The sequence below is a fragment of the Nocardiopsis sp. NPDC006832 genome (assembly GCF_040635885.1).
Classification (GTDB): Bacteria; Actinomycetota; Actinomycetes; order Streptosporangiales; family Streptosporangiaceae; genus Nocardiopsis.
In genome coordinates this window covers 1-11,845 of record NZ_JBEYLC010000103.1, presented here as the reverse complement: position 1 = coordinate 11,845, position 11,845 = coordinate 1, and the positions used below count along the sequence as shown (strand labels likewise).

At 71.4% G+C, this 11,845-nt stretch carries 2 protein-coding genes; both read right to left on the bottom strand.

The window, feature by feature from the left end; translation table 11 throughout:
* Positions 1-451, bottom strand: a 451-nt coding sequence (locus ABZ717_RS27505) for a beta-ketoacyl synthase N-terminal-like domain-containing protein (protein ID WP_358515819.1), incomplete at its 3' end; no start/stop codon positions are given.
* Positions 448-11,754 carry a type I polyketide synthase gene (locus ABZ717_RS27500; protein ID WP_358515816.1) on the bottom strand — a complete coding sequence of 3,769 codons (11,307 nt, stop codon included), beginning with the start codon at positions 11,752-11,754 and terminating at the stop codon, positions 448-450. The genes ABZ717_RS27500 and ABZ717_RS27505, both read right to left, overlap by 4 nt.
* Between the last annotated feature and the right edge of the window lie 91 nt (positions 11,755-11,845).

The following is an 11,845-nucleotide window of genomic DNA, read 5'->3' as shown; positions in this document are numbered from 1 at the left end:
CGACGAACACTCCGGTGGGGGTTCCCCGAAGCGACGAGGGGGCTACTCCGGCGCGCTCGAACGTCTCCCACGCCAGTTCGAGGAGAAGGCGCTGTTGGGGGTCCATCGCCGTGGCTTCACGCGGCGAGATCCCGAAGGCCTCGGGGTCGAACTCGGCCGCGCCTCGGAGGAAACCGCCGCGGTCGGTGTAGGTCCGGCCGTGTTCCTCGGGGTCGCTGGAGTGGATGTCGGTGGGCCAGCCCCGGTCGGTGGGAAACCCCGATATCGCGTCGGATCCCGTGGACAGCAGATCCCAGAAGTCCTCCGGTGAGTCGACCTCACCCGGCAGGCGGCAGCCGGCGGACACGACCGCGATCGGCTCGTCCGATGGCATCTGCTGTAGGCGTTGTCGGGCCTTGTGCAGCTCGCCGGTGACCTTCTTGAGGTAGGCGAGCAGTCTCTCGTCGCTCATGGTGCCCCAAGCTCCTTGTCGATGAAATCGAACAGGTCGTCCGCGTTCGAGGACTCGATGTACCGGCCGACGGCCGACTCGGAATCCGTTTCGTTCACCGAGCCCGCTTCGTCGGCCGCGCGATCGTTCGGGCCCTCGGCGAGTCGGTCGGCCAGGTACTCCGCCAGAGCCCGCGGGTCGGGGTGGTCGAAGATGGTGGCGGCGCTCACCCTCAGACCCGTCCGCGCCCTGAGCCGGGTCCGGAGTTCGACCACCATGAGGGAGTCGAACCCGGCCTCCTGGAAGGCACGGGACGGGGTCACGGCGTCCAGGGAGGGATGGCCGAGAATGCGCGCGGTCTCTTCCCGCACCAGGGTCAGCAGAACGCGTCGGCGTTCGGAGGACGACAGTGTCCTCACCCGTTCGGCGAAACCGTCGTGCTCCTGCGCCTCGGTCCCGGTGTCGGTCCGTTCCTCCTCACCCGGCCCCTGCGCGTAGCCGAGTTCGTCGAGCAGGGGTCGTGTGCGCTCAGCGGTGTATCCGACCGAGAGACGTTCCCAGTCGACGTCGGCGACGACCACGCACGGGTCGGTTCCCGTCACCGCGTGGGCGAGCGCGCCCAGAGCCGTATCGGGGTCCATCGGGCGTAGTCCCCGACGGGTCAGGTGCTCGTCGACGCCGTTGATCCGCGCCATGCCCCCGCCGCCCCAGGGCCCCCAGGCGACGGAGGTCGCTCTCAGGCCCCGGCTCCGCCGGTTCTGCGCCAACCCGTCCAGGTAGGCGTTGGCCGCGGCGTAGGCACCCTGGGAACCGCTGCCCCAGACCGCCGCGACGGAGGAGAAGAGGACGAAGGCATCGAGGTCGCGGTCTCCGAGGACGCGATCCAGGTTGAGCGCGCCGAGCGCCTTGCCCGACGCGCACTCGGCCACCTCGTCCAGGCTCGTACCCGCCAAGGGTGCGAACCGGACGACGCCCGCGCTGTGCAGGACCGACCGCACCGGACCGCTCCCGGACTCCACGTCCTTGACGGCCGCGGCGAGGGCGGCCTGGTCCGCGACATCGCACGCCAGAGCGGTCACCCGCACCCCGAGTGCACGGACGTCGTCCACCCCGTCGGGTTCTCCCCCTCCTCTGCTCAACAGGACGATGTGCTCGGCTCCGCGCTCGCCCAGCCATCGGGCCAGGTGCGCCGCGATCCCACCGCTGCCGCCGGTGACCAGGGCGGTGCCGCTGGTCCGCCATTCCTCGGAGGTGCGCGCGGGGGCGCGAACGACGCGGGGGACGGACACCGCGCCCGATCGGACGGCGGCCTGGTCTTCGGCGTCCGTCCTGCTCAGAATGTCGACGAAGGCCTCGGCCGAACGGTCGTCCACGTGTGTCGGGAGGTCCACCAGTCCGCCGAGACGATCCGGGTGTTCAAGTCCCAGGGAACGCCCCATTCCCCAGATCGCCGACTGTGCCGGCCGTACCGGGCCGTCGTCGGGACGCACCGCGACGGCGTCATTGGTGACCATCCACAGCGGCACACCGGTGAGCGTGTCCTCCAGTGCCTGGAGCAGATGGATGTTGGCGGCCAATCCGGCGGCGATCCCGGGTGCTTGCGCGTGGGGACGCTCGTCCCGGCCCAGGAGAGAGACGACACCGGAGACCGCCGGAAGGTCGTCCCCGGTGTGCCGGCGCACCGCCTCACGGAGCGAGGGCCGGGAGCAGTCGACCGTGTCGACCTCGACCTCGACGACCTCGGCGCCGCGTGCGCGCAGGGCCCCGGCCAGTACGTCGGCGTCGGAGGGTTCCCGCCCGTCCGGGGTGAACAGCAGCCACCTGTCGGCCAGGGCGCCCCGGGATCGGACCGCGGGCCGCCAGGCGAGGCGGTAACCCGGCCCCGTGTCCGACGAGATGCCCCGATCCTTCCGGTACCACCGGGCGAGGGCGGGGAGTACTCCGTCGAAGGTCACGTCGGCGTCCAACCCGAGGAGGCTTCTGATCCCCTCGGAGTCCCGGTTCTCCACCGCGCTCCAGAACTCGTGCTCTCCGGGGTCGGCCGGGGTCGGCCGGACCCGGTCCTCCAGCCAGTAGCGCCGGCGCTGGAACGGATAGGTCGGAAGCTCGACCAGGCGTCTTCCCCGATTCCACGCGGACCAGTCGACCGTCTCCCCCTGGGCGTACAAGAGGGCCAGCGCGGAGGCGAACGCCTCCGTCTCCGGAGCGCCGCTCCGTTGGGCGGGGACGGCGACGACGTCCTCGTCCTGCCCCTCTCTCACGGCGGCGGTCAGGATCCCGGCGGGACCCACCTCCAGGAAACGGCGCACGCCGGAGGCACGCAGTTCCCCGATGCCGTCGTGGAAGAGCACGGCCTGCCGGGCGTGGGCCACCCAGTACTCGGGGTCGGTCAGCTCACCGTGCGCCCAGGCCCCGGTGACGTTCGAGACCACGGGAACCGTCGGTTCTCGGTAGTCGATCCGCTCGGCGACCGCCCTGAACTCGTCCAGGACGGGTTCGATCAGGGGTGAATGGAAGGCGTGACTGACCGTCAACCGCTTCGACCTGCCCGGAAGCGCCGCCACGACCTCGTCCACCGCGTCCACGGCACCCGAGATCACGCAGGATCGGGGACCGTTGACCGCGGCCAGGGACACCGCCCCTCCGTGTTCCTCGATCGCGGCGAGCACCTGTTCTCGGGGCGCGCTCACCGCGACCATCGCACCGCCCTCGGGCAACCGCTGCATGAGCCGGCCCCGGGCGACCACCAGCGCGCACGCGTCACGGAGCGACCAGACACCCGCGACGTGGGCCGCCGCCAACTCTCCGATCGAGTGCCCGATCAGCGCCTTGGGTTTCAGGCCCAGGCCGGTCAGCAGCCGGTAGAGGGCCACTTCGAACGCGAAGAGGGCCGGTTGGGCGAACTCGGTGCGGTTCAACGTCTCCGGGTCCGCGTGCTCCGCCTCGGCGAACACGATCTCGCGAAGTGAACGGCCGAGAAGGGGGTCGCACTCGGCACAGACGGCGTCGAACGCCTCGGCGAACGCGGGGAACCTCGCGTGCAGTCTCCTGCCCATACCCGCGCGCTGGGCTCCCTGTCCCGTGAAGAGGAAGGCCGTTCCGCCCGCGTCCCCCTTGCCCGACGACGGTTCGCCCCCCTCCGCGATCTCACGCAATGCGGCCAGAAGGGCGTCGCGATCGTCACCGACGGCGACCGCCCGGTGTTCGAAACCGCTCCGGCCGACCGCCAGGGTGTGGCCCACGTCCGCCGCGTCCAGGCCGGGACGAGCCACCACGTGGGCGTGCAGCGATGCGGCCTGGGCGCGCAGGGCCGCGGCGGAGCGCGCCGAGAGCGGCCACGCGAACGGCGGCCCCTGTTCCCCATGGCCTTCGGAGGCTTCGGGTCCCTCGACCTCGGTCGGGATCGGGGTCGGCGGCTCCTCGATGATCACGTGGGCGTTGGTGCCGCTGATACCGAAGGCCGAGACACCCGCGCGCCGGGGTCCGCCGTCCTCACGGCGATTCCAGGGCGTGGAGGAGTCCAGCAGACGCACGGCCCCGGTGTCCCAGTCCACGTGCTCGGAGGGGTTCTCACAGTGCAGGTTCGGGGGCAGTTCCTCGTGACGCATCGCCATGAGCGCCTTGATGACCCCCGCCGCCCCGGCGGCGGCCTGGGTGTGGCCGAAGTTGCTCTTCATGGCGCCGACCAGGACCGGCCTCTCCGGAGGGCGGTCCTGCCCGTAGGTCTCCAGGATCGCCTGTGCCTCGATGGGGTCACCGAGCACGGTGCCCGTACCGTGCGACTCGACGAAATCGACGTCGGCCGACTCCAGTCCGGCCTCGTCCAGGGCCCGCCGGATCACGCGTTGCTGCGCGGGCCCGTTGGGCGCGGTCAGACCGTTGCTCGCGCCGTCCTGGTTGACCGCGCTGGATCTGAGCAGCCCCAGCACCTGGTGCCCCTTACGGCGGGCGTCGGACAACCGTTCCAGCACGACCAGGGCGGCCCCTTCGGACCAGCCGGTGCCGTCCGCGGCCGACGAGAAGGTCTTGCACCTGCCGTCCGGAGCCAGTCCGCGCTGCCTGCTGAACTCGACGAACAGGAGCGGGCGGGACATCACGGTGACGCCTCCGGCCAGAGCGAGCGAGCACTCGCCCCTACGGAGCGACTGGGCCGCCATGTGCATCGCCACCAGGGAGGAGGAGCACGCCGTGTCGATGGTGACCGCCGGGCCCTCCGCCCCGAGCGAGTAGGCGACCCGGCCGGAGACCACGCTCTGTGACCGCCCGGTCAACAGGTAGCCCTCGACCTCTTCCGGGACCTGCCTGCCGTCCGCGGCGTAGTCCTGCATGTTGGTCCCCACAAAGACCCCGACCGGTTCCTCCTTCAAGGCGCTCCGGGGGATGCCCGCGCGTTCCACCGCTTCCCAGGAGACCTCCAGCAGCATGCGCTGTTGGGGGTCCATGGCCAGCGCCTCCCGCGGGGAGATACCGAAGAACTCGGCGTCGAAGTCCGGTGCGTCATAGACGAACCCGCCCGATCGCACTCGGGACTTGCCCCTGCTGTCGGGGTCCGGGTCGTAGAGGTCCGTCGGCCAACCGCGGTCGGCCGGGAAGTCCGAGATCGTGTCCTCTCCGTCCCGGAGTACGTTCCAGAGGTCCTCCGGTCCGCGTACCCCGCCGGGGAGGCGGCAGCCGACGGCCACCACGGCGATGGGATCGTCCTGGTCGGCGGGGAGCACGGAGCGTGCTTCGGTCCGGGTGCTCCCGACCCGATCCCCGAACAGACGGGTCGCCAGGTCCCGGGCCACCTCCCTCGGGGTGGGCCGATCGAAGAGGAGCGTGGTCGGCGTGCGCAGCCCTGTCGCATTGTTCAGACGGTTGCGCAGTTCGACCGACATCAGGGAGTCGAAGCCGATCTCCTTGAAGGCTCCGTCGGCGTCGATCGCCCCCGGTTCCGGTGCGGCGACCACGACGGCGGCGTGTTCGCGGACCAGGTCGAGGAGCGCACCCTCACGCTCGTCCGCCGGCATTCGCGACAGGCGTTCGGTCAGCGGATCCGGATCCGCGCCGGCTCCGACGGAGGCGGCGGCACGACGCCCGACCAGGGAGCGGAAGAGCGAAGGAAGGGTCCCCTCCCCCGCGAGTACTCCCAGTGCGCTCGAATCGAGGCGTACCGGGAGGGTGTGGGCCGCACCGGTCCCCACGGCGGAGTCGAAGAGGGCGAGGGCCTCCTCCGTGGCCAGCGGCAGCATCCCGGAGCGGGCCATCCGCGCGAGGTCCGCTTCGGAGAGGTGGCCGCTCATCCCGCTGCGCTGGTCCCAGTACCCCCAACCCAACGAGGTCGCCGGTAGGCCCAGGGACCTGCGGTGGGCGGCCAGGCCGTCGAGGAAGGCGTTCGCCGCGGCGTAGTTGGCCTGGCCCGGACCACCCAGGACGGCCATGACGGAGGAGTAGAGCACGAACAGGGAGATCGGATGGTCCGCGGTCAACTCGTGCAGGTTGACCGCCGCGTCCGTCTTCGGCCGCAGGACACGCTCCAACCGCTCCGAGGTCAAGGAGGTGAAGACCGCGTCGTCGAGGATCCCCGCGGCGTGGACGACCCCCGTGAGCGGCGCGTCCTCGGGGACCGAGGCCAACGCCTCGGACAGCCGATCCCGGTCCGCCGCGTCACAGGCCTCCCAACGCACCTGGGCGCCGGCCCGCGTCAACTCCTCGGTCAGGTCGGCGGCGCCCGGGGCGTCGGCCCCGCGCCGGCTCAACAGCAGCAGGCTCCGTACCCCGTGGGTGTGCACCAGGTGTCGGCAGACCAGTCGGCCCAGGGTGCCCGAAGCACCCGTGACCAGTACGGTGCCCTCGGTCCGCGGCACCGGCTCGGTGGCCGCGGCCACCGGTTCCAGCCGCGGCACCAGCACGGACCCCCGACGGAGGGCGAACTCGGGCTCGCCCGAACCCAGGGCCGCGTGGAGTGCGGCCTCCGACTCGGGAGAGTCGTCGATGTCCACGAGCAGCAGACGGCCGGGGTGCTCGGCCTGTGCCGAGCGGACGAGTCCCCTGACCGCCGAGCCGACGGGGTCGACCGGGTCGCCCTCGCAGGTCGGAACGGCCCCTCGGGTGACGACCGCGATCAGACGGTCCTGCGCCAGCCCTTCCCGGAGGGTCCCCAAGACCTCCGTCAGGACCGTACGTGTCGCTGAGGCCATGTCGGAAGAGCCCTCGACCGGGGCCGGGCGCAGGAGTTCGGGTTCCTCCGTGCCCGGAGCGGCGGCGGTGCCGGAACGGGGCGTCCAGGCGACCCGGTAGAGCTGTTCGGGGGCCCTCTCGGCGAGCGGTCGACTCCACTCGGGCGAGGGTTCTTCGAGCCGGACCTCCTCCACGGTGAGAACCGGGTCGCCCTGGGAATCGACGGCGAGGACACGGAACCGGTTCGGGCCGGTCTCGGTCAGGCGCAGGGTCAGACGTCGCGCGGCGACGGCGTGGACCTCCACGCCCCGCCATACCGTGGCGACCGTTCCGGAGCCGTCGGAGTGCGCGGCCCGCGACCCGGCCGTGAGCAACGCCGGGTGGAGGGTGTACCCCCCGGACGCGTCCACCGACTCACCGGCACGGTCCAGGGAGCACTCGGCGTAGACGTCGTGACCGTCCCGACGTACATGCGTCAACGTGCGCATCGCGGGGCCCAAGCCGAGTCCACGGCGGGCGAGCGTCGTGTACAGGTTCTCGGGGTCGACCGGGGACCCGTTGGGGCGTATGACGTGTTGCGGGGCCGTGGGCTCACCCGCACCGAGTACGCCCCGAGCGTTCAGCGTCCAGTCGCGTCCGTGCGATTCGGGCCTGGAGAAGGCGCGCAGGACCCTGCGCCCCTCCTCATCCGGGGGTTCGACGACGACCCGGACCGCCGTACCGCCGTTCTCGGGTACCACCAGCGGATTTTCCAGGGACAGCTCGTCGATGACGTCACGGTTCACCTCGCCGGCCGCGTACATGGCCAGTTCCAGGAAGAACTCGGGGGGCGCGACCGCGGTCTCCCCGATCCGGTGGTCGGTGAGCCAGGGCGAGTCCTGTGGGCCGAGTCGGCCGAGGAACATGTGTCCGCCGGCGTCCGGAAGCTCCGTGGACGCGCTGATCACGGGGTGATTCCGCCGGTCCAGTCCGACCGCGGCCACATCCGCGTTCCCTCGGGCCCTGCCGAGCCAGAGCCTCCTGCGTTGGAAGGGGTACGTGGGAAGGTCCACCGGGGGCCTGTTCCCCAGGACGCGCTCCCAGTCGACGACGACCCCGTTCGCGTGCGCTTCTCCCACGGCCCGCAGGAAGCGGTCGCCGCCGCCCTTGTTACGGGCGAGTGTGGCCAGCGGGACGGCCGGGCGACCGTGCTCCTCGAAGGTCTCCCTCAGGGCGGAAGCGAGCACCGGGTGCGGAGCGGATTCCAGGAAGGCCTCGTGGCCCGCGTCGAGGAGCGTCGTGATCGCGTCGTGGAAGCGCACCGGTTCCCGGAGGTTGCGGTACCAGTAGACGGTGTCGAGCTCTTCGGTCGGGAGCGCACCGCCGGTGACGGTCGAGTAGAAGGGGACGCGGGAGGCCCGGGGTCGTACCGGTTCCAGGTCCGCGAGCATCTGTTCGCGCAGTACCTCGACCTGCGGAGAGTGCCCCGCGACGTTGACCTCTGGGATCCTGCGCGCCGAGTGGCCCTCGGCGGTGAGGGCGGCCGACAACTCCTCGATCGACCCGGGGTCGCCGGAGACCCCGGTCGACGCCGGTCCGTTCACGGCGGCCACGGCCAGGGCGTCGCCCCATGGCAGGATCCTCTCCCCCACCTCGTCCGCGGGGAGATGGACGGACAGCATCGCCCCGGCCCCGTCGAGCCGGGACCAGGCCCGGCTGCGCAGGGCCGCGATCCTGGCGGCGTCCGACAGCGACAGCGCACCCGCGACGTAGGCGGCGGCCACCTCGCCCTGGGAGTGTCCGACGACCGCGGCGGGTTCGACCCCGTACTCACGCCAGATGGCGGCCAGCGAGACCATCATGCTGAACAGCGCGGGCTGGACCACGTCCACCCGGGTCAGGGAGGGCGCACCCGGTCGTCCGAGCAGCACGTCCACCACGTCCCAGTCCAGGAACTCCCCCAGGGCGTCGGAACAGGCGCGGAGTTCCTCGGCGAAGGCCGGATGGGTCTCCCAGAGCCCCCGTGCCATGCCCTTCCACTGCGAACCCTGACCGGGAAAGACGAAGACGGGACGCCTCGCCCGTCCGGGGGCCGTGCCCCGGACCAGGTCCACGTGCTCGCCACCGCCCTCCAGCGCGGCGAGCCCTTCGTCGAGGCTTCGACCTTCGGACGCGAACACCACGGCCCGGTGTGAGAAGGCGGTACGGGACGTCGCCAGAGTGGCGCCGAGGTCGACGACGTCGGAGGGCTCCTCCGCGATCCGCGCGCGGAGCCTCCCGGCCATCGCACGCAACGCCCCCTCGTTCCTGGCCGCCAGGGCGACGGGCACCGTCTCCGGTCCGGAGGCCGTGGACCCGTCCGAGACGTCGGCCCACTCCGGAGCCTCCTCCAGCACGGCGTGTGCGTTGGTACCGCTGATACCGAACGAGGAGACCGCGGCCCTGCGCGGTCCGTCCGTGCCGGCCCAGGGCCGGGCCTCCTCGAGCAGGCGCAGCCGTGACCGGCTCCATTCCACATGCGGTGTGGGCTCTTCCAGGTGCAGTGTCCTCGGCAGCACTCCCCCACGCATGGCCATGACCATCTTGATCACGCCGCCGACACCGGCCGCCGCCTGTGTGTGGCCGATGTTGGACTTCAACGACCCCAACCACAGCGGAGAGTCCTCGGACCCGTCTCCGTAGGCGTCGGTGAGGGCGTTCGCCTCCACGGGGTCTCCGAGCACCGTTCCGGTGCCGTGTGCCTCCACCGCCTGGACGTCCGCGGGGGTCAGGTCCGCGTCGGCGAGGGCACGCCGGATCACCTGGCTCTGTGCTCGGCCGTTGGGCGCGGTGAGTCCGTTACTGGCGCCGTCCTGGTTGATCGCCGTCCCTCGGATGACGGCCAGCACCTTGTGCCCGTGCCTTCGAGCGTCGGACAGACGTTCCAGGAGGAGCATGCCGGCTCCCTCGCCCCACCCGGTGCCGTCGGCGTCCGAGGAGAAGGGACGGCACCTGCCGCTGGGAGAGAGACCTCCTTGACGCGTGAACTCGCTGAAGATCCCCGGGTCGGACATGACGGTGGCCCCACCGGCGAGCGCCCGATCACACTCGCCCGCGCGCAGCGCGCGCACGGCGAGGTGGATGGCCACGAGGGAGGAGGAGCACGCCGTGTCGACCGACAGCGTGGGACCTTGCAGACCCAACGTGTAGGCGATCCGGCCCGAGGCCACGCTGGTGGTGGTTCCGGTGAGCAGGTACCCGGCGACGTCCTCCGTGGTCGCCGTCTCCTCGGGACCGTACTTCTGCGGCATGGCTCCGACGAAGACACCGGTGTCGCCACCGCGGAGGGAGTCCGGGACGATACCGGCTCTTTCGAGGGCCTCCCACGAGGTTTCCAGCAACAACCGCTGCTGGGGCTCCATCGACGCCGCCTCTCGGGCGGATATACCGAAGAACTCGGGATCGAAGTCGGTGGCCTCGTGCAGGAACCCGCCCTGGCGGGTGGCACTGGTGCCGGCGTCCCTTCCCTGCGACGCGAAGAGTGCGGACAGATCCCATCCGCGGTCGGTGGGGAAGTCCCCGACCACGTCGCGTCCCTCTCGGACGATCTCCCAGAGTCGTTCGGGGGTGTCGGCCCCGCCGGGGAACCGACAGGCCATGGAGACGATCGCGATGGGTTCGGACGGGTCCGCCGGACCGACGCCCTGCTCCGCGTCTCGACGGTCCGTCCCCAGGTACGCGGCCACCGCCTCCGGGGTGGGGTGGTCGTAGACCAGGGAAGCGGGGAGTCGCGCCCCGACCTCACCGGCGAGCCCGTCACGGAACTCCACGGCGGTGAGCGAGCTCATCCCCAGGTCCTGGAAGGACGTCCGGGGGTCGATGTCACCAGGGTGTTCGTAACCCAACAACGCCGCCACGTGCGTCAGGACGAGCGGTAGTGGGTCGATCGCGGGCGCTCGGGTGTCGGCACCGGTGTCGGTGTCGGTGTCGGCTTCGACGGGCTCGGGTGCCGGGATCTCGGAGGGGGCGCGAGACTCCCGCTCCGGTCCCGCGACCGGCTCGGGCAACGGATACCGTCGGCGCTGGAAGGCGTAGTGGGGTAGCGACACCCGATGTCCACCATCGAAGAAGCCGTCCCAGTCGACCTGATCGCCGTCGACGTGCAGCCCGGCGAGGGCGGCGACCGCGGTGACGGTCTCCTCACGGTCGCGGCGGAGACCGGGCAGGAAGACCGCGTCGGAGGTGTACGACTCCTTCGCGCCGACGGTGAGCACGCCGTCCGGGCCCAACTCCAGGCACCGGACCACCCCCGCCTGTTCCAGGGCCCGCACGCCGTCCAGGAAACGGACCGGCTTCCTGGCGTGCCCGACCCAGTACTCGGGGTCGCTCAGCAGCCCCGGACCGGCGAGGCCACCGGTCACGTTGGAGACGACCGGGATCAGGGGTTCGTGCAGGGTCAAGCCCTCCACGGCCCGGCGGAAGTCCGCGAGCATGGGGTCGATGAGTGGTGAGTGGAACGCGTGGCTGACGTTCAGCCGGCGGCTCTTGACACCGTCGGCGTTCATCGACGCCGTGATCTCCTCGACCGCGGCCGCCCCTCCGGCGACGACGGTCGCGCGCGGACCGTTCACCGCGGCGATGTCCACGACCCCCGTCCACTCCGCCACGTACGGGGCCACCTCGGCCTCCGACGCCCGGAAGGACACCATCGCGCCGGTACGAGGTAGGGCCTGCATGAGGGAGCCGCGGGCGGCGACCAACGCACAGGCGTCGGCGAGGTCGAAAACACCGGCGACGTGCGCGGCCGCGATCTCACCGATCGAGTGACCCAGCAGGTGCCCCGGACGCACCCCCCAGCTTTCGTAGAGGCGGTAGAGGGCGACTTCAAGGGCGAAGGTGCCGCACTGCGTGTACAGGGTTTCGTGCAGCAGGCCCGCGGCCTCGGTGCGAGGGACGGCCCAGACCACGTCCTTCAGGGGACGGTCGAGGTGGCTATCCAGGAGCGCGACGGTTCGGTCGAAGGCGTCCGCGAACACGGGGAAGGCGGCGTGCAGTTCCTCCCCCATACCCGGCCGTTGAGCTCCCTGCCCGGTGAAGAGGAAGGCCGTTCCACCCTCCCGCACACGTCCCTGGTGGACGTTCTGGTCGGGTCTGCCGTCCACGTAGGCGGCCAGTGCCCGTGCCAGCTCGTCACGGTCCCGGCCCACGACCGCCACCCGATGGGGCAGTCCCGTGCGCCGGGTCGCCAGTGAGTGTCCGACGTCCGAGGGGTGCGCCGCGGGAGCGGCATCGACGAGG